At 66.2% G+C, this 19,291-nt stretch carries 16 protein-coding genes and 1 pseudogene; 8 read left to right on the top strand and 9 right to left on the bottom strand.

What is annotated here, in order from left to right:
* From EIP75_RS02175 to urtA, 4 genes and pseudogenes are all read right to left on the bottom strand, one after another.
* Positions 1-256: pseudogene (locus EIP75_RS02175) on the bottom strand (ABC transporter ATP-binding protein); the annotation flags it as partial.
* Positions 253-1,386 (bottom strand): urea ABC transporter permease subunit UrtC, encoded by a 1,134-nt coding sequence (gene urtC / locus EIP75_RS02180; protein WP_420797137.1) that lies wholly within the window; start codon positions 1,384-1,386, stop codon positions 253-255. The pseudogene EIP75_RS02175 and the gene urtC, both read right to left, overlap by 4 nt.
* Positions 1,387-1,416: 30 nt before the next feature.
* A complete protein-coding gene (urtB, locus tag EIP75_RS02185; RefSeq protein ID WP_233584659.1) occupies positions 1,417-2,994 on the bottom strand; it encodes an urea ABC transporter permease subunit UrtB in 1,578 nt (525 codons plus the stop codon).
* Positions 2,995-3,200: 206 nt separating this feature from the next.
* Positions 3,201-4,475 (bottom strand): urea ABC transporter substrate-binding protein, encoded by a 1,275-nt coding sequence (gene urtA, locus EIP75_RS02190; RefSeq protein ID WP_199758465.1) that lies wholly within the window; start codon positions 4,473-4,475, stop codon positions 3,201-3,203.
* Positions 4,476-4,698: 223 nt separating this feature from the next.
* Here urtA and EIP75_RS02195 point away from each other — a divergent pair, with 223 nt between their 5' ends.
* Both EIP75_RS02195 and EIP75_RS02200 read left to right on the top strand, forming a co-directional pair.
* A complete protein-coding gene (locus tag EIP75_RS02195) occupies positions 4,699-5,442 on the top strand; it encodes a fused MFS/spermidine synthase (RefSeq protein WP_158622717.1) in 744 nt (247 codons plus the stop codon).
* A gap of 10 nt (positions 5,443-5,452) precedes the next feature.
* On the top strand, positions 5,453-5,971 hold the full coding sequence (locus EIP75_RS02200) for an NUDIX domain-containing protein (RefSeq protein ID WP_125241607.1): 519 nt from the start codon (positions 5,453-5,455) through the stop codon (positions 5,969-5,971).
* 12 nt (positions 5,972-5,983) lie between these two features.
* Here the strand turns inward: EIP75_RS02200 and EIP75_RS02205 are convergent, their stop codons facing one another.
* A complete protein-coding gene (locus tag EIP75_RS02205; RefSeq protein ID WP_158622718.1) occupies positions 5,984-7,612 on the bottom strand; it encodes a carboxylesterase/lipase family protein in 1,629 nt (542 codons plus the stop codon).
* Between the two features lie 271 nt (positions 7,613-7,883).
* Here EIP75_RS02205 and EIP75_RS02210 point away from each other — a divergent pair, with 271 nt between their 5' ends.
* Positions 7,884-9,068 (top strand): sensor histidine kinase, encoded by a 1,185-nt coding sequence (locus tag EIP75_RS02210; protein ID WP_125241609.1) that lies wholly within the window; start codon positions 7,884-7,886, stop codon positions 9,066-9,068.
* On the top strand, positions 9,065-9,850 hold the full coding sequence (locus EIP75_RS02215) for a LytR/AlgR family response regulator transcription factor (protein WP_125241610.1): 786 nt from the start codon (positions 9,065-9,067) through the stop codon (positions 9,848-9,850). The genes EIP75_RS02210 and EIP75_RS02215 overlap by 4 nt, the downstream gene beginning before the upstream one ends.
* A gap of 9 nt (positions 9,851-9,859) precedes the next feature.
* On the opposite strand, the gene EIP75_RS02220 is transcribed toward EIP75_RS02215, so the two are convergent.
* The 3 genes from EIP75_RS02220 to EIP75_RS02230 are packed head-to-tail and all read right to left on the bottom strand — an operon-like array spanning position 9,860 to position 15,255.
* Complete coding sequence (locus tag EIP75_RS02220) at positions 9,860-10,591, bottom strand: glycosyltransferase family 2 protein (RefSeq protein ID WP_125241611.1); 732 nt, start codon at positions 10,589-10,591, stop codon at positions 9,860-9,862.
* 16 nt (positions 10,592-10,607) lie between these two features.
* On the bottom strand, positions 10,608-11,567 hold the full coding sequence (locus tag EIP75_RS02225) for a response regulator transcription factor (RefSeq protein ID WP_125241612.1): 960 nt from the start codon (positions 11,565-11,567) through the stop codon (positions 10,608-10,610).
* 34 nt (positions 11,568-11,601) lie between these two features.
* On the bottom strand, positions 11,602-15,255 hold the full coding sequence (locus EIP75_RS02230; protein WP_125241613.1) for a hybrid sensor histidine kinase/response regulator: 3,654 nt from the start codon (positions 15,253-15,255) through the stop codon (positions 11,602-11,604).
* Positions 15,256-15,328: 73 nt separating this feature from the next.
* Between EIP75_RS02230 and ureA the strand changes: the two genes are divergently transcribed.
* The 4 genes from ureA (at position 15,329) to ureC (ending at position 18,482) form a co-directional block, all read left to right on the top strand.
* Positions 15,329-15,631 (top strand): urease subunit gamma, encoded by a 303-nt coding sequence (gene ureA / locus EIP75_RS02235; protein WP_125241614.1) that lies wholly within the window; start codon positions 15,329-15,331, stop codon positions 15,629-15,631.
* Positions 15,632-15,737: 106 nt separating this feature from the next.
* The gene (locus tag EIP75_RS02240) at positions 15,738-16,406 is read left to right on the top strand and encodes a HupE/UreJ family protein (protein ID WP_125241615.1); all 669 of its coding nucleotides are present in this window, start codon (positions 15,738-15,740) and stop codon (positions 16,404-16,406) included.
* A gap of 22 nt (positions 16,407-16,428) precedes the next feature.
* On the top strand, positions 16,429-16,734 hold the full coding sequence (locus tag EIP75_RS02245) for an urease subunit beta (protein WP_125241616.1): 306 nt from the start codon (positions 16,429-16,431) through the stop codon (positions 16,732-16,734).
* A 20-nt stretch (positions 16,735-16,754) separates the two neighbouring features.
* On the top strand, positions 16,755-18,482 hold the full coding sequence (gene ureC / locus EIP75_RS02250) for an urease subunit alpha (RefSeq protein WP_125241617.1): 1,728 nt from the start codon (positions 16,755-16,757) through the stop codon (positions 18,480-18,482).
* Here the strand turns inward: ureC and EIP75_RS02255 are convergent.
* Positions 18,467-19,261 (bottom strand): DUF72 domain-containing protein, encoded by a 795-nt coding sequence (locus tag EIP75_RS02255; protein WP_199758466.1) that lies wholly within the window; start codon positions 19,259-19,261, stop codon positions 18,467-18,469. The two genes, ureC and EIP75_RS02255, sit on opposite strands and share 16 nt — an antisense overlap.
* Positions 19,262-19,291 lie beyond the last annotated feature (30 nt).

The following is a 19,291-nucleotide window of genomic DNA, read 5'->3' on the forward strand; positions in this document are numbered from 1 at the left end:
CGCCGTTGGGGCCGATGATGCAGCGCATCTCACCCACGGAGATGTCCAGGCTGAGCTTGTTGAGGGCCTTGAAGCCATCGAAGCTGACCGAGATGTCGTCCAGGTACAGGATGGAGCCATGAGCCACATCCAGTTGGCCGGGCTCGACCACGCGGCCGTAAGAGGCTTCGCGACCGCCGGATTCGCCGCCGGGCGCGGAGAGGCCCTTGGCACGGCCCAGCGTGGCCGTGCCTTCTTCCATCAGATCAGGGGTCATGCCTTCACCTCGGCGTTGTTCTTGTTGAGCAGTTTCTTGACGCCGCCCACGATGCCTTGCGGCAGGAACAGCGTGACCAGGATGAACAACAGGCCCAGGAAATACAGCCAGAACTCCGGGAAGGCCACGGTGAACCAGCTCTTGGCCCCGTTGACGAAGAACGCGCCGATGATCGGGCCGATCAGCGTGGCCCGGCCGCCCACAGCCGCCCAGATCGCCATCTCGATGCCGGCGGCTGCCGACATCTCGCTCGGGTTGATGATGCCCACCTGCGGCACGTACAGCGCACCGGCGATGCCGCACATCATGGCCGACAGCGTCCAGATGGCCAGCTTGTAGGCCAGCGGGTTGTAGCCACAGAACATGACGCGGTTCTCGGCGTCGCGGATGGCCTGCAGCACGCGGCCGAACTTGGTGTTCACCAGCCAGCGCGCCATCAGGTAGAAGCCGATCAGCGTGAGCCCTGTGATCACGAACAGCGCCATGCGGGTCGAAGGCTGGGCGATGGTGATGCCCAGGATGCGCTTGAAATCGGTGAAGCCGTTGTTGCCGCCGAAGCCCGTCTCGTTGCGGAAGAAGAACAGCATGGCAGCGAACGTCATCGCCTGCGTGATGATCGAGAAGTACACGCCCTTGATGCGCGAGCGGAAGGCGAAGAAGCCGAACACGAAGGCCAGCAGGCCAGGCACCAGCACCACCAGGATCATCTGGGCGATGAAGGATTCGCTGAAGGTCCAGTGCCAGGGCACCTCCTTCCAGTCCAGGAACACCATGAAATCCGGCAGATCGCTCTTGTAGCTGCCGTCTCGGCCGATCTGGCGCATCAGGTACATGCCCATGGCGTACCCGCCCAGCGCGAAAAACAGCCCGTGGCCCAGCGACAGGATGCCGGTGTAGCCCCAGATCAGGTCCATGGCCAGCGCGCAGATGGCATAGCACATGATCTTGGCGATCAGGGACAGGGCATAGTCGGACAGGTGGAACACGCTGTTCGCCGGTACCAGCAGATTCAGCACCGGCGCCAGCACCACCACGGTGATCACCGCAGCAATCACGGCCGTCCAGCCCTTGGGGCCCAGCGCGCTGTTGGGCACCGTCGGCACCGCCAGCGTCAGGCTCGGAGAAGTCATCACAGCACTCATTTGATTGTTTTCCTTGCGTCAGGCTTCGGCACTGCGGCCCTTCATCGCGAAGAGACCTTGCGGACGCTTCTGGATGAAGACCACCACGATCACCAGCACGAAGATCTTGGCCAGCACGGCGCCGGTCCAGCCTTCCAGGAACTTGTTGATCACACCCAGGCCCAGGGCCGCATACACGGTGCCGGCGATCTGGCCCACGCCGCCCAGCACCACCACCATGAACGAATCCACGATGTAGTTCTGGCCGAGGTCGGGGCCGACGTTGCCGATCTGCGAGAGCGCGCAGCCCGCCAGGCCGGCAATGCCCGCCCCCAGCGAGAAGGCCATGGTGTCCACGCGGGCCGTGTTCACCCCCATGCACGAGGCCATTGGGCGGTTCTGCGTCACGCTGCGCACGAACAGGCCCATGCGGGTCTTGGCGATCAGCAGGGTCATGCCGATCAGCACCAGCGCCGCGAACACGATGATGGCCAGGCGGTTGTAGGGCAGCGTGAGGTTGCTCAGGATGTCGTAGCCGCCCGACAGCCAACCGGGGTTCTCGACCTGCACGTTCTGGGCACCGAACAGGCTGCGCACGGCCTGCATCAGCACCAGGCTGATGCCCCATGACGCCAGCAGCGTCTCCAGCGGGCGGCCGTACAGGAAGCGGAACACGCTGCGCTCGAGCACCGCACCCACCAGGGCCGAGGCCAGAAAGGCCGCCGGGATGGCCATCAGGATGTACCAGTCGAAGGCACCCGGCAGGTAATGGCGGAACAGGTTCTGCACCACGTAGGTGGCGTAGGCACCGATCATCATCAGTTCGCCGTGGGCCATGTTGATCACGCCCATCAGGCCGTAGGTGATGGCCAGGCCCAGCGCGGCCAGCAGCAGGATCGACCCCAGGCTGATGCCGGTGAAGACCACGCCCGCGTGCTCGCCCCAGGCCAGTTTGCGGTTGACCGCATCCAGCGCGGCGCGCAGCGCGCTCTGCACCTTGGCATCGCTTTCGCTGCCATCGGCCAGGCGCTCCATCAGCATGGCGCGGGCCTCCGGGTTGGCCTGTTCGCCCAGGGCCTCGGCCGCCTCGATGCGGCGGGCGGGGTCGGTGGCGGCCAGCATGGCCTTGGCACGCACGGAGGCCAGGCGCGCCTTGAGCCTGGCATCGGTTTCCGAGGCCAGGGCCTTGTCGATCACGGGCAGTTTGGATTCGTCGGCGGCATTGGCCAGAGAATCGATGGCTTCGGAACGCACCGAAGCATCGGGCGATGCCAGCTTGCCGGCGGCCAGCGCAGCCTCGATCTCGCTGCTCATGCGGTTGTTGTTGACGACGTCTTCCGCGTCGGCGGGCAGTGGCACCGGCTGGCCGGTGGTCGCGTCTTTCGCTTCCTCACCATCGACGATGTAGACCTTCTGGCCCGCCACCTTCACGCTGTCGGCCATCAGGGCCTCCAGCAGCGTGGTCAGGGCCGGATCGCTCTTGGCCTGCAGCTTCTGCAGGGCGGCAATGCGGTCGTCGTTCTCGCCGGCGGACACGGCGTGGGCCTCTTCGGCCGTGAGCGCGTGCGCGGCACCTTGCCAGAACAGCCCGCCGGTCAACGCGATGGCGGCCAGCAAGCTGCGGGTGGTGATGCTCAGTACATCGTATTTCACAGGTTCTTCCTGTCTTGTGATCTGCGGCTCAAAAAAAAGCGCCCCCTGGGGATCCCCCCGGGGGGCGAACCGCTCTGCTTCAAGGTTCAGCCCGTCTGGGCCCGGCCAGGCCAACATGCCTGGACAGGGCCCGCACGAGGACGGGCACTCGCTCGCTTTCCGGGGCGAGATCAGTTTTCCGGCTCGTCCTTCTTCTTGTCGTTGCCGGCGATGAAGGGGCTCCAGGGCTGGGCCTTGACCGGGCCAGAGGTCTTCCAGACCACCTTGAACTGGCCGTCGGCCTTGACTTCACCGATGAACACCGGCTTGTGCAGGTGGTGGTTCTTCTCGTCCATCTTGGACATGAAGCCGCCCGGGGCCGGGAAGGTCTGGCCAGCCATGGCCGCGATCACCTTGTCGGTGTCGGTGGTGCCGGCCTTCTTGACAGCCTGGGCCCACATGTTGATGCCGATGTAGGTGGCTTCCATCGGGTCATTGGTCAGGGGCTTGTCCTTGTGGCCGGGGATGTTCTTGGCCTTGGCGTAGGCCGTCCACTTCTTGATGAACTCGGCGTTGGTCGGGTTCTTGATGCTCATGAAGTAGTTCCAGGCGGCCAGGTGGCCGACCAGGGGCTTGGTGTCCACACCACGCAGCTCTTCCTCACCCACGGAGAAGGCGACCACGGGCACGTCCTTGGCCTTCAGGCCCTGGTTGCCCAGTTCCTTGTAGAAGGGCACGTTGGAGTCACCGTTGATGGTGGAGACCACGGCCGTCTTCTTGCCTTCGGACGAGAACTTCTTGATCTTGGCGATGATGGTCTGGTAATCCGAATGGCCGAAGGGGGTGTACTCCTCCATGATGTCGGCATCGGCCACGCCCTTGGACTTCAGGAAGGCGCGCAGGATCTTGTTGGTGGTGCGAGGGTACACGTAGTCGGTACCCAGCAGCACGAAGCGCTTGGCCGAGCCGCCGTCCTTGCTCATCAGGTATTCCACGGCGGGAATGGCCTGCTGGTTGGGCGCGGCGCCGGTGTAGAACACGTTCTTCTCAAGCTCTTCACCCTCGTACTGCACCGGGTAGAACAGCAGGCCGTTGTTTTCCTTGTAGACCGGCAGCACCGACTTGCGCGACACGGAAGTCCAGCAACCGAAGGTCACGGCCACCTTGTCCTGCGTCAGCAGCTGCTTGGCCTTCTCGGCGAACAGGGGCCAGTTGGAGGCCGGGTCCACCACGACGGGCTCGAGCTTCTTGCCCAGCAGGCCGCCCTTGGCGTTGATCTCGTCGATGGCCATCAGCACGGTGTCCTTGAGCACCGTTTCCGAGATGGCCATGGTGCCCGACAGCGAGTGCAGCACGCCGACCTTGATGGTGTCGGCGGCTTGAGCCATGGTGCTGAATGCGAGGCCGGCCACGCCCAGGGCGACGGCGGACAGCGATTGGACGGCGCTGCGACGGGAAATGTTCATGAGAGGACGCTCCTTTGAAGCGGTGGTTGAACGCAAGTGGGGTGTGTGCTTGTCCCCGGTCGCTTCGGGCCCCTGCTGGAGACCTTGTCGATCGGATGGATTCAGTGTGCCCAGGGGGCCGCAAAAGCGGAATACGCCACATGGCGTATCGATGGCGTATCGATGGCGTATCGATGGTCCGTCGATGCCCCCTCCCCGGCCTATCCCCTACACTGGCCACGCCGTGACCGAATCGCCTCGCCTCCACACCAACCGCCAGACCGTCTCGCTGAGCTTCGAAACCTCGCTGATCCAGAGCTGCATGCGGCTGGAAGCCCCTGACGAACTGGTGCTGGACTACACCCGCGCGATGATGGGCTTCCTGCTGTTCGAGCCTGCGCCCGTGTCAGTGCTGATGATCGGCCTGGGAGGCGGCTCGATGCTGAAGTACCTGCACCGCCATCTGCCCGGGGCAGACCTGACGACCGTCGAGATCAACCCGGGCGTGATCGAGCTGCGCGATGACTTCCACATCCCGCCCGACAGCGAACGCTTGCGCATCATCTGCGCCGATGGTGCGGCCTTCATGGCTGGTCCACCGCGCACCTACGATCTCATCCTGGTGGACGGGTTCGACGGCAACGGATTGCCGGAGGTGCTGTGCTCACGTCGCTTCTACCAGCACTGCCGCGCGTCCCTGGCGCCGCGGGGCATGCTGGTGGCCAACGTCCAGGCCGACACGACCCAGACGTTGGAAATCACTCGCCGGCTTAGCCATGCCTTCAGGGCCTGCGTGATCACGGTCGAATCCGACGAGGGTGGCAACGAGATCGCGTTTGCAGGCGCCCACGCCGTCTTTCAGGATGCTCTGGCACAGTTCGATGCGCGGTGGGCTACCCTGCCCGCCCCTCACCAGGACACTTTGGCCGCCTGCTCCAGCCGCATCCAGCGCGCCCTGATGAAAATGCCCCGTCCGCATCCACGTTGAGGAACCAACCATGGCCTTCGCCTACTGCCCGCAATGCGCCAAGCCCCTGCAGCCCAGGCTTGACCTGGGTGTCACACGCAACGCCTGCCCTGATGACGCCTGCGGCTACACCCACTGGGACAACCCGACGCCCGTGGTGGCGGCCGTGGTCGAGCACGAGGGCCACATCATCCTGGCGCGCAACAAGGCCTGGGCAGCGCCCTTCTATGCGCTGATCACCGGCTTCCTGGAAAAGACCGACCCCAGCCCCGAAGAAGCCATCGCCCGCGAGGTGCAAGAAGAGCTGAGCCTGCAGGCCACGGGCGTGAACTTCATCGGGCACTACCGCTTCGAGCGCATGAACCAGATCATCATCGCCTACCACGTCCCGGCCGAAGGCAGCATCGTGCTGGGCGACGAGCTGGCCGACTACAAGCGCATTGAGCCAGCCCGGGCACGTTATTGGCCCGCTGCCACGGGGCTGGCCCTGCGCGACTGGCTGGTCGCACAGGGCCATGAGCCCCAGGCTCTGGAGATCCCCAGGCTCTGAGCTGTCACCGACTCAGGACAGGCCCAGCGCCCTGAGCACATAGAGTGTCGACCACGTGCCGCACTGATGGGCACGCTGGAAGGCACCCCAATCCTGCACCGTGATCGCATCGGGCACCAGGGTCAGATAAGGCGTGCTGAGCTTGTTGTACCTGGGCCAGGCCGGATCGGCAGACCCATCACGGACATTGGGGTCGCCCGTTTCAGCGAAGCGTTTCCAGTACCTGATCATCTGGTCCGACAAACGGAGCTGCGCCGCATTCAAGGTGAGCGGCGCTGCGCCCACCGGGGTCTGGAACCAGTACAGCAGGTCCGCGGCATGGAAGGCGCCGGAGGCCATGAACGGCGAGGGCACGTACTCGGGGGCCGTGCGGTCGGCGAATTCGTAGGTGTAGACCGGCACGTAGGTGGACGCCCGCTGCGACACCTCGTTGGCCTGGCAGGCGAATCCCGAGTCGGTGAGGAACTGCGAGAACGCCAGCGACGGGTTGCCGAGCCTGGCCGAGGGGTAGAGCCATTGGGTGATCACCGGTTGAACCACCGGGCCGATGAAGGCCTTGACCGCCGCGACGTATTCGGCTTCGGTCATGGCCGTGCCGTCCAGGTCATAACCCAGGGGGATGAACCCGCGCCCTTCATCGCGTGTCGAACCCACGATGATCGGCACCCGGTTGAACTGCCCTTTCGAGATGGCCGAAAAGATGTTGTCCGTGACCACCTCGCCGTCGATGAAGCTTTTCCAGTACAGGTCCCCTGCCCTGCCGATGTCGGCGTAGGTCGGTGATGCGCGCAGGATGGCGTCGACCGGTGTGGCACGCAGGCAGGCCATCTGCCCAGGCCCGGGGGGGCATCCGATGGTCTGGGCAAAGGCATCGCCCTTCGCGGCGGCCTTGGCCGAGGGGTCGATGGCCGGCGGCACGATCCCGCTGGCCATCAGCACACGGTGGAACAGGCCTGCAGCGGTGGGCGACACCAGGTGAAGGGACGCGGAGATCGACCCCACCGATTCACCAGACAGGGTGACGTTCTTCGGGTCGCCATGGAAGGCAGCAATGTTGCGCTGCACCCAGCGCAAGGCAGCCTGCTGATCCTGGATCGAGAAATTGTGCCCCTTCTTCTCCCCCACCATGCCGGAGGTCCACAGATAACCCAGCGCGCCGAGGCGGTAGTTCATGGTCACAACCACGGCCTGGGTCTTGTTGGCCAGGTAGCTGGCGTCGTACTGCCGGGCAGAACCCAGTACGGCGCCACCGCCGGGTATCCACACGATGACGGGCCGCGGCTTGCCACCGGGCGTCACGGGCGCCGCGGGGGCGTACACATTGAGGCTTAGGCAATCCTCGCTGTTCGACAAATTGTCCGCGAACGGCTCCGGCGCCTGAGGGCAGGACGCGCCGAACTGCGTGGCATCCCGCACGCCGGACCAGGCTTGTGGGGCTTGGGGCGCCACCCAGCGCAAAGGCCCCACCGGCGGGCTGGCATAGCGTATGCCCCGGAACTGGTTCAGCCCGTCTTGCGACAGGCCTAGCAGATCGCCCTCGGCCACCCGCACCACAGGCCCGGTCTGGGCATGGGCGGTGCACAGCGCCGAAAGAATGAGGCTGGCGGCCGTCAGGCCGCGCCTTGTCAATGTGGTCGTCATGTCGGATCCCCTTCCTGGTTGGCCGGCTGATGAGACCGGTGGACATCGGGATGCGACTCTAGGCAGCCATCCACATGGCATGGGAAGCGCGCGATGAAGCGCAGACCAGGCAGCGCAAACCGCTGTTGCCGCCGGTGAACGGACGGCCCAGCGCCTGGGGAAAACGCGTCATGGCACTGGCGCCGGCGCAGGCACCATTCGCACCGTGGATCTGCCATCCACCGCCTGACATGCCCGAGCGCACCCGCATCAGCTACCGTTGACCACACCCATGTCGCACACGCCCGATCTGTACCCCCCCAACCTGCACTGGCGTCAGGTCATGCTGCGCCTGCTCGTCGTCAACGAGGTGCTGGTGGTCGTGGGGGCCCTGTCCATGCATGCCACCGAAACGCTGGACACCAAGCTCACGCAGGTGATGGGCCTGCCTTATTACTTCGTGTGGATGCACTGCATCGGCCTGTTCGGTCTGATCGTCAACGGCACCACCATGCTTACCATGGCCCGCCGTGCCTGGCGTCGCCTGCCTGATGCCGCCGAACGCCATGCGCACCAGGGTGTCTACCAAGCGCTTCCAGTGAGTGCCCGGTGGCAACTGGTGGGCGCATCGGTGCTGGCCATCGCGGTATCCGCGACGCTGGCACAGACCGCCTTCACGGGTCTGTTGGCCTCCCCGCTGGGCGCCTGGCTGCCGCAGGTGACACCGTCTTTCGGCGTCACCTTCTTCGACACGTTCTACGGCACCCTGGTGATCTACGTGTTCGAGTACTTCCATGACCGCAACACCCTGAGCCGGACACGCGAGCAGATGGCTCGCAAGCTGAGCGCCCAGGCGCAGCTGGACATGCTGCGCTCCCAGCTGGATCCGCACATGCTGTTCAACACCCTGTCCAACCTGTATGAGCTGATCGACGAGAACCCCGCCCAGGCCCGCTCGATGCTGGCACACCTCATCGATTTCCTGCGATCGACCCTGTCGGGCAGCCGCGCCAGCGTGCATGGCCTGGCCGAAGAGTTCAGGCTCACGTCAGACTACCTCTCACTGATGCACTTCCGTATGGGCGATCGCCTACAGGCGCAGCTCACGCTGCCCGAGGGCTTGCGTGATGCCCGGGTGCCCGCCATGCTGCTGCAGCCCTTGGTGGAGAACGCCATCAAGCACGGCCTGGAGCCCCGCAAGGACGGAGGCACCCTGCAGGTGATCGCCGAGATGCAAGGCAGCGATCTGGTCCTTCAGGTTAGCAATTCCGGCACCACCGATCAGGTAACAGCGGATCCGCCCGCCCTCACATGGCCAACGGGAAGCGGCTTCGGCCTGCACTGTGTGCGCGACCGCCTCAGTGCCTTGTATGGCGAGGACGCCAGCGTCACCCTCCGCCACCTGCCGGCTCAGGACCTCACCAGGGTCACGCTCCGACTTCCCTTGATGACCAGCGACATCACGCCCACGTCATGACGAACGCACCATCCGCCCTGATCGCCGAAGACGAACCGCTGTTGGCCCGCGGCCTGGTCAAGACACTCGCCAAGCTGTGGCCGGAGCTGCACATCTGCACCGTGGTGCACGACGGCGACTCGGCCGTGGAGGCCGCGCGCACGCACCACCCCGACATCGTTTTCATGGACATCCGCATGCCCGAGCGCAACGGGCTGGACGCGGCGGAGTGCATCGTCGATGAGTGGCCACCCGGCAATGTGCTGCCCTTGATCGTTTTCGTGACGGCGTTCGACCGTTATGCGGTGGACGCCTTCGAGCGGGCCGCGGTGGACTACGTGCTCAAGCCCGTGCAACCCGAGCGCCTGGCGTCGACCTGCCAGCGCCTCGTGCAGCGCCTGGCCGAACGCCAGGCCAGCACGGATGCCATCGCGCTGGCCCCGGTGACCACCTTGCTCAACCTGCGCCCGGCCGAACCCGCGCTCACGATGATCCAGGCCGGCATGGGCTCCACCGTGCACCTGGTGTCCGTGGCGGACGTCCACTACTTTGACGCCGAGGACAAATATGTGCGAGTGGTCACGGCCGAGCGCTCTCTGCTGATCCGCACGCCGCTGCGCGAACTGACGCCCCGGTTGGACACAGCCCAGTTCATGCAGATCCACCGAGGCACCGTGGTGCGCACCGCCCTGATCGAGCGCGTGGTCCGTGAGGACACTGGGCGCATCCATCTGTTCCTCAGAGGGAGACCAGAGCGCCTGGCGGTCAGCCGCAGCTACGCCCACCTGTTCAAGCCGATGTGAGGCCCGCGTTCAGCGCTTGCGGTCCACGTCGTAGTAGTACAGGTCGGCCGCCTTGCGGTCGTGCCCGGTGAAGATTCGACGGATCAGGCTCGGGTTGCGCACCAGGTACCAGTCACCGAAGATGTCGAACTTGCGGCACGAGGTGATGATGCCGCCGCGCCAGAGCGTGCCGTAACGCTGGCCGCGCGCCTTGCCCAGGACCTTGAGCCTGATGGCGAAATCCAGGTCCTCCACGCTGACCATGGTCTCGTCAAACCCGCCCAGGGCTTCGAAGGTGTCGCGCAGGCACCAGAACATGCCGGCCGACACGCCCTTGTCGATCACATACGGCAGCACCATCAGGGCGCTGACGACGATGCCCGCCGACCAACGTTCCGGCCAGATCGCCGCGCCACCACCGATGTAGCCGGGGTCATGCACGTGGCGCATCAGTTCGCCCATGGTGTGGGGCTGCATCCAGCTGTCGGCATCGATGGTGGCCAGGGCGCTGGCCGTGCCACCACGCACGGCCGCGTTGCGCACGGCTGCGATGCATTTGCGGTCCTCGGCCACGCAACGTGCGCCCAGCGATTCGGCAATGGACTGAGTGCGGTCGGTGCAACGGTTCAGCGCCACCACAACCTCGGCGTGCACCCTTGCGCGCTGCGCAGACAGCATCACGCTTTCGACGCAGCGGCCAATGTGGCGCTCTTCGTCATGCGCGGGGATGGCGATGGAGATGTCGGGGACGGCGGTCGTCATGGCGGCTCCATGGCCTTCAACGCATCTTGAGCTGCGCCACCCGGCTCATGGCCAGGCCTGCCGCGGCCGTGCGCGTCTCCACGCCCAGCTTGGCAAACACATGCTCCAGCTGCTTCTTGACCGTGGCCGGGCTGCTGCCCAGGATGTCGCCGATGTCGCGGTTGGTCTTGCCCCGCACCACCCAGTACAGCACCTCGCCTTCACGCGCAGTGAGCTTGAACTCCAGCGTGAGCGCGTCGATGGCCGCCTGGTCTGAGCTTTCCTGCATCACCAGCAGCCACTCGTCGTCGCCCGAGGGCTCGTGCAGCGCGAAGCTCAGGCGGCTGCCACCCCGGTTCACGGCCCAGGTGGGTGGCGGTGCCACGGGCGGCGGCATGGCGCCATCCGCCCCCGGCCTGGGCACCACCTGGCGCAACCAGTCGGCCAGTTCGGACGGCGCGACGGATTCTGGCGTGTCGAAATAGCTTTGCAGCAGCTTGCGCGCCAGGGGCGTCTGCCACAGCACGCGGCCATCGCTCACGCGCACCGTGAGCGAGGCATGCCCAAAGGCGTCGAGCGCGTTGCGGGCCTGTCGGGCCTGCCGCGCACTCTGCATGTGGGCCTCGATGCGGGCCAGCACCTCCCGCGGGCGGATCGGCTTGACCACGTAATCCACGCCGCCGGCCTGAAAGGCCGCCACGACGTGCTCCGTCTCACTCAGGCCCGTCATGAAGACGATGGGGATGTGGCTGGTCTCCGGCAGAGCCTTCAGGCGCCGTGCCACCTCGAAGCCATCCATGCCCGGCATCAGCGCATCGAGCAGGATGATGTCGGGCACGGCCTGCGTGGCGCGTTGCAACGCGGCCTCGCCGTGCGTGGCCACCAGCACGGTGTAGCCTTCTTCGTCCAGCGCATCGTGCAGCAGAGACAGGTTGTCCGGCACATCGTCGACGATGAGCACGACATCGGTGCGGCTTCGGTCGAGTCGGTCGAACATGGTGGCGGTGCGGCGGATGCGGTCAGGCGGGGTGTCAGGTCCCGGATTGTGCCTGCACGGGCGGCGCATCGCCTTCGGGCATGCCCTCGCGACTTTCCCGCGCCTCGCGCAGCACCTCGGCCATGGCATCCAATTGGAACTGCTTGGCCATGCCGCGCAGGCGCTGCACGAAAGGCTCGCACTGGGGCTCGGCCGCAGCAATCTGGTCCAGCACCTTGTGCACGCCGCGGATGTAGCCGGTGTGGACCTGGTCTTCCAGCATGCGCAAGGCCTCTGACGAGGGAAGGGATCCGTCTTCCACCGGCGCATCCGGGGCTGCCCCCCCTGCGCCCGGCCGGTCAGGCCGTTCAACCTCGATCCACTGCAAGGCCAGGCGCCGCCCCAGCCAGTCCAGCAGCTCGGCCACGCGCACGGGCTTGACGATGAAGTCATCCGGTGTGATGCCCACATCGTTGTCCAGGGCCTTGTCGAAGGCATTGGCCGACACGATGGCCGCGGGCGCACTGCTCAGCGCCTCGGCCTGGATGGCCCTCAGCGTGGCCCACCCGTCCAGCCCCGGCATGGCCAGGTCCATGAACAGCGCATGCGGCTGCTGCGCGGGTGGGCACACGCGCAGACTGGCCAGGCAGTCCACCCCCGAGGCAAACGGCGTCACCTCGAAGCCCAGCGGCTCCAGGATGCGCACCAGCAGGCCGCGATCGGCCTCTTCGTTGTCGACCACCCAGATGCGGCGGCGCTCGCCCACGTAGCCGGTGCGCTGCCCGCGCGACACCACCAGTGAGCGCTCACCGGCCACCCGCACCTGCGGCAGGAACAGGCGGATGCGGAAGGTGGTGCCCTGCCCCAGGGTGCTGGTCACGCTCATCTCGCCGCCCATCAGGTCGGTCAGCATCTTGCTGATGGTCAGCCCCAGGCCCGTGCCGCTGGCCGCGTTGCCCGCGGCGGACGACCCGCGCGCAAAGGGCTCGAAGATCTTGTCCAGTTCGGCCTGCGCGATGCCCGGACCGGTGTCGGTGATGTCCACCTGCGCGATCTCGCGGGCATAGCGCACCTTGAAGATCACCTGGCCGGTGGTCGTGAACTTGACGGCATTGCCCAGCACGTTGATCAGGATCTGGCGCACGCGGCGCTCGTCGGCCCGCACGGCCTCGGGCAGGGCCGGGTCAAGATCGGCCACGAAGCGCAGGTGCTTGGCCCGGGCCTCGTGCTCGATCAGCCCGGTGATCTGGCGCAGCAGCTCGTCCAGGCGCACAGGCTTGGAATCCAGCGTGAGCTTGCCGCTTTCGATGCGGGCGATGTCCAGCGTGCCTTCGACCAGCGAGAGCAGATGGTCGCCTCCCCGCTTGATCACGCCCACCGCATGCTTGACATGTTCGGGCAGCCGCAGGTCTTCATCGAGCAACTGGGCATAGCCCAGGATGCCGTTGAGCGGCGTGCGCAGCTCGTGGCTGATGGTGGAGATGTAGCGGCTCTTGGCCTGGTTGGCCTGCTCGGCAACCTGCTTGGCCTGCTGCAGCTTTTCATCGGTGCGGCGGTGCAGTTCGATCTCTCGCACCAGCAGGTGGGTCTGACGGTTGGATTCTTCCTGCGCCACCTTGCGGCTCTTGTGTGCCAGCACCAGCCACCAGCCCACCACGCCCGAGATCAGCAGCAAGGCCGCGAAGGCCTTGACGAAGCCATTGCGCAAGGTGTCGGCCAGCGTAGCCCCCAGCAAGGGGTTGTCGCCGGCCAGGGTGCGCCACTCGTGCTGGAAGATCAGCACGAACAGCAGCGCCAGCAAGGGCGTGATGACCGACATCAGCAGCAGGAAATGCCCCAGCTCGGTGTCCAGCCGGCGCCACACCGCGGCCGGCAACAGTTTCTGGCCCACCGCGCGCCACTGCACCGACCAGCGCGCCTGAGGCTTGCACAGATCCTGGCAGCGGGCGTCCAGCGAGCAGCACAGCGAGCAGATGAAGCCCTGGTAGGCCGGGCAGGTGGCCATGTCGTCGGATTCGTATTCACGCTCGCACACCGTGCAGCGGTACAAGGCGCGCAGGCGAATCACCTTGCCCAGCGGGCGGCCTTCGTCCTGCGTGGCCACCGGCGGCGGCTCGGACGGCATCCACCCTGTCAGCGGCCCGGCCGTCTGGTTGTGCGGTGCGCGCGCCAGGTAATAGCGCCCTTTCGTGGCCCAGGCGATCAGCGGAGACACCAGCAGCGCCGTCACCAGCGCGATCAGGGCTGAGAACGCCTGCGCCACATCGCCCAGCCAGCCCAGGTGCGCCAGCACCGACAGGAAGGACGCCGCCCCCATCGCGCCCACGCCCACCGGGTTGATGTCGTACAGGTAGGCGCGCTTGAACTCGATGCCCGGTGGCGACCAGCCCATGGGCTTGTTGATGACCAGGTCCGCCACCACCGCCATCATCCAGGCGATGGCGATGTTGGAGTACAGCCCCAGCACCTTGCCCATGGCCTGGAACACATTGAGCTCCATCAGCAGCAACGCGATCAGGGTGTTGAACACCATCCACACCACCCTCCCCGGGTGGCTATGCGTCACCCGCGCGAAGAAATTGGACCAGGCCAGCGAACCCGCATAGGCATTGGTCACGTTGATCTTGAGTTGGGACACCACCACGAACAGCGCCGTGGCCGCCACCGCCCAGCTCAGGTTGTGGAACACCTTTTCGTAGGCGATCAGGTACATCTGATTCGGATCGAGCGCACGTTCCACGGGCACCGAGAAGCTGATGGCCAGGTAGGCCAGCAAGGCTCCGCCCAGCATCTTGAGCACGCCAGGGATCACCCAGCCGGGCCCGCCCACGAACACCGCCGCCCACCAGGCCCAGCGGCCCTTGTTGCCCGGACGCTGCTCGGGCATGAAGCGCAGATAGTCCGCCTGCTCGCCCATCTGCGTGATCAGGGCGATGCCCACCGTCATGGCCGATCCGAAGGCCACCAGGTTGAAGCTGCTCAGCTGGCCCGATGGCCCGCCGAACGCGGCCAGGTCATGAAGGATGCCCGGGTGCTCGCGGAACACATAGATGTAGGGCAGGATCAGCATCGCCAGCCACAGCGGCTGGGTGAGCACCTGCAGCCGGCTGATCATGGTCACGCCGTAGGTCACCAGCGGGATCACCACCACCGCGCACACCAGGTAGCCCCAGGCTGGTGGGATGTCGAAAGCCAACTCGAGCGCATAGGCCATCACCGCGGCTTCCAGCGCAAAGAAGATGAAGGTGAAGGACGCGTAGATCAGCGAGGTGATGGTCGACCCGATGTAGCCGAAGCCCGCACCGCGCGTCAGCAGGTCCATGTCCACGCCATGGCGGGCCGCGTACACGCTGATGGGCCAACCGGCCAGCAGGATGATCAGTCCGGTGGCCAGGATGGCCCAGAAGGCATTGATGAAGCCATGCTCCACCAGCAGGGCTGCGCCGATCGCCTCCAACACCAGGAAGGAGGCCGCCCCGAAAGCCGTGTTGGCCACCCGCATGCCGCTCCAGCGGCGGGCCGAACGCGGCGTGAAACGCAGCGCGTAATCCTCCAGCGTCTCGCTGGCCACCCAGCTGTTGTAGTCGCGGCGCACCTTGACCACCCGTTGCAGGGCCTGGCCACCTGATGGGTCGTCCGCAGACGTGCGGCCGGTGGCCTGTTGCGAAAGGGAAGCCGCCTCTGGACGGTTTTGGTCTGGGTCTTGCATGATGGAGGTTCGAGCCGCGCCATCATCGCAAATTCGGTGCCGCTGCCCCCTGCTTCGCACAGAGAAAAACGCAATGGATCTGACCCCACGCGAAAAAGACAAGCTGCTGATCTTCACGGCCGCCCTGCTGGCCGAGCGCCGCAAGGCCCGCGGCTTGAAGCTCAACTACCCCGAGGCCATCGCGCTGATCAGCGCAGCCATCATGGAAGGCGCCCGCGACGGCAAGAGCGTCGCCGCGCTGATGAGCGACGGCAAGACGGTGCTGAGCCGTGCCGATGTGATGGACGGCGTGGCCGAAATGATCCCGGAGATCCAGATCGAGGCCACCTTCCCGGATGGCACCAAATTGGTGACAGTGCACCAACCCATTGCATGAACGAGATGGCGGCCCACACATGCACCAATTAAGTGCACTCCGAACCGCCATGCAGTCGCCTCATCTTCCCTTACTGAATCCAGACACCCTCTTCGGAACCCCAACCATGCGCAAGACATTGATCCGACGCACCATCATGGCCACCGTCACCGCTGCCACCGGGCTGGCTTCCACCGCAGTGCTGGCGCACACCGGCGACCTTGGGCACGTGCATGGCGCCGGCGCCGCCGGCAGCTTCTTCCAGGGTGCCCTGCACCCACTGACCGGCCTGGACCACCTGGCCGCCATGGTGAGCGTGGGGCTGTGGAGCGCGTTGACCGCCGCCCCCGCCCGAGCCGGCCGTGCCGCCTCGTCGATGTCGGCCGCACCCGCCGCCTTCGCTGCCACCCTGCTGCTGGGCGCCTTGCTCGGGCTGGGTGGCCTGAGCCTGCCGGGCATCGAACCCATGATCGCTGCCTCGCTTCTGGTGATGGGCCTGCTGGTCTGCACCCGCACGGCGCTGCCCACACTGGCGGGCGGTGCGCTCGTGGCCCTGTTCGCGCTGTTCCACGGCCTGGCCCACGGGGCTGAACTGGCGGGCGGTCAGGCAGCCGCAGCCTTGACGGGCATGGTGTTGTCGACCGCGGCGCTCCATGCTGTCGGCCTGACCATGGGCATGGCGCTGCGCCGCCGTGACCAGGCCACCGCGAGCCTCTGGGCGCCTCGTGCCGCAGGCCTGGGCGTGGCCGCCTTCGGCGCCACCCTGCTCACGCCCGCCCTCGCCGCAGCGTTCTGACACCCACAGCAGGAGCCCTCCCATGATCCCCGGCGAACTGCTCACCGACGGCCCGGACCACGACCTGAACCCTGGCCGCCGCACCCTGACCCTGGTGGTGGACAACACCGGCGACCGCCCCATCCAGGTCGGCTCGCACTACCACTTCTTCGAAACCAACGCGGCCCTGGGCTTCGACCGTGAAGCCTCGCGAGGCATGCGCCTGAACATCGCCTCAGGCACCGCCGTGCGTTTCGAACCAGGCCAGCAGCGCACCGTCGAGCTGGTCGACTACGCCGGCGACCGCGTGGTCCATGGCTTTCGCGGCCTGATCCAAGGCCAACTCTGATCCGAAGGACAAACCACCCCATGGCAACGATCCAGCGAAGGGCCTACGCCGAGATGTTCGGCCCCACCGTGGGCGACCGCCTGCGCCTGGCCGACACCAACCTCGTCATCGAGATCGAGAAGGACTACACCCTGCAGGCCGGCGGCTACGGCGAAGAAGTGAAGTTCGGCGGCGGCAAGACCATCCGCGACGGCATGGGCCAGAGCCAGCGCCTCAACGGCCCCGGCCCCATGGACGCCCACGATTGCGTGCTCACCAACGCCGTCATCATCGACCACTGGGGCATCGTCAAGGCCGACATCGGCATCAAGGCAGGCCGCATCGTCAAGATCGGCAAGGCCGGCAACCCCGATGTGCAGCCCGGCGTGGACATCGTCATCGGCCCCGGCACCGAGATCATCGCGGCCGAGGGCATGATCGTCACGGCCGGCGGCATCGACACGCACATCCACTTCATCTGCCCGCAGCAGATCGAAGAGGCACTCAACAGCGGCGTGACCTCGATGTTCGGCGGCGGCACCGGCCCGGCCACCGGCACCTTCGCCACCACCTGCACGCCCGGCCCCGACAACATCGCGATGATGCTCAAGGCGGCCGAGGCCTTTCCGATGAACCTGGGCTTCCTGGGCAAGGGCAACGCCAGCCAGCCCGGCGCCCTGCGCCAGCAGATCGATGCCGGCGTGATCGGCCTGAAGCTGCACGAGGACTGGGGCACCACGCCCTCGGCCATCGACTGCTGCCTGGGCGTGGCCGAAGAGACCGACACGCAGGTGTCCATCCACTCCGACACGCTCAATGAGTCGGGCTTCGTGGAAGACACGATGGCCGCCACCAAGGGCCGCACCCTGTGCGCCTTCCACACCGAAGGCGCCGGCGGCGGCCATGCGCCCGACATCATGCGCGTGGTGGGCGAGGCCAACTTCCTGCCCTCGTCGACCAACCCGACCATGCCCTACACGGTCAACACGGTCGACGAGCACCTCGACATGCTGATGGTGTGCCACCACCTCGATGCCTCCATCGCCGAGGATCTGGCCTTCGCCGAAAGCCGCATCCGCCGCGAGACCATCGCCGCCGAAGACGTGCTGCACGACCTGGGCGCCATCAGCATGTTCAGCTCCGACTCGCAGGCCATGGGCCGTGTGGGCGAGGTGATCATGCGCACCTGGCAGACCGCCCACAAGATGAAGGCCCAGCGCGGCAGCCTGCCGGGCGACACCAACCGCCACGACAACACGCGCGTCAAGCGCTATGTGGCCAAGTACACGATCAACCCGGCCCTGTCGCACGGCGTCTCACATGAGATCGGCAGCATCGAGGTGGGCAAGTGGGCCGACCTGGTGCTGTGGCGCCCCGGCTTCTTCGGCGTCAAGCCCAGCCTGATCCTGAAAGGCGGCTTCATCGCCGCGGCGGCCATGGGCGATCCCAACGCCTCCATCCCCACGCCGCAGCCGGTGCACTTCAGGCCCATGTTCGGCAGCTATGGAGGGGCGCTGTCGCGCTCGTCCATCACCTTCATGAGCCAGGCCGCCATCGCCGCGGGCATGCATGAGCAGTACGGTTTGAAGAAGCAGGTGTCTGCCGTCAAGGGCAACCGAAGCGTCAGCAAGAAGGACATGGTGCTCAACAACTACATGCCCAGGATGGAGATCGACGCGCAGACCTACCACGTGCGCGCCGACGGGCAGTTGCTGACCTGCGAGCCGGCCACCGAACTGCCGATGGCGCAACGCTACTTCCTGTTCTGAGCCGCTGGCGCATGGCTCTGCAGTTCAAGCATTCCCAGCAGCCTCAGCGCATCGGCCGTGGCCGCGCCCTCGGCCGTGTTGTCGAAAATGCACCAGACCGATTCAGCCTGCCGGGCATCGCCGGCCATGCGCCGCGCCAGCGTCTGCAAACAGGGCTCCTCATAGGCCGAGTAGTACATGCGGGGCGAACCGTGCAACCGGTAGTACACCGTGCCGCCCACGGGCGTGCATTGTTCGAGCGGCCAGCCTGCATCGACGCACGGCAGCGGATCGGCGCGAACCAATCCAATGCCATGGCTCGCCAGCAGCGCCCGGCCGGCATCACTGAACCAGGTGCGATGCCGTGGCTCCAGCACCACCGCGCCCTCATGCCGCTGACGCAGGGCCGAGAAGAAGTGTGCGGCCTGCGCCTCGTTCAAGGCGAGGGACGGTGGCAGTTGCACCAGCACGCAGCCCAGCTTGTCTCCCAGGTGCCCTGCCTGCGACAGGAAGTCATCCAGCAGGGGCTCGGCCTCCGCCAGCCGGCGCTCGTGTGTGATGGCCTTGGGCAACTTGACCGAGAAGCGAAAGCCCCCCGGCACGGCCGCGGCCCAGCGTGCATACGTGGCCGGCTGGTGCGGGCGGTAGAAGCTGGAGTTGATCTCCACCCCGGTCATGCGGGTGGCGTAGCGCTCCAGAAGGCTGGCCCCAGGGCCGAACGCCTCGCGCATGGGTGGCGGCAAGGGCCAACCCGCCGTGCCAACATTGCAGCGACCAGCGCCGCTCTCGGAGCGTTCCATGGATCTGCTCATGTGGATGGTGAAGGGTGA

It is taken from the genome of Aquabacterium soli, from assembly GCF_003933735.1.
Lineage (GTDB): Bacteria > Pseudomonadota > Gammaproteobacteria > Burkholderiales > Burkholderiaceae_C > Aquabacterium > Aquabacterium soli.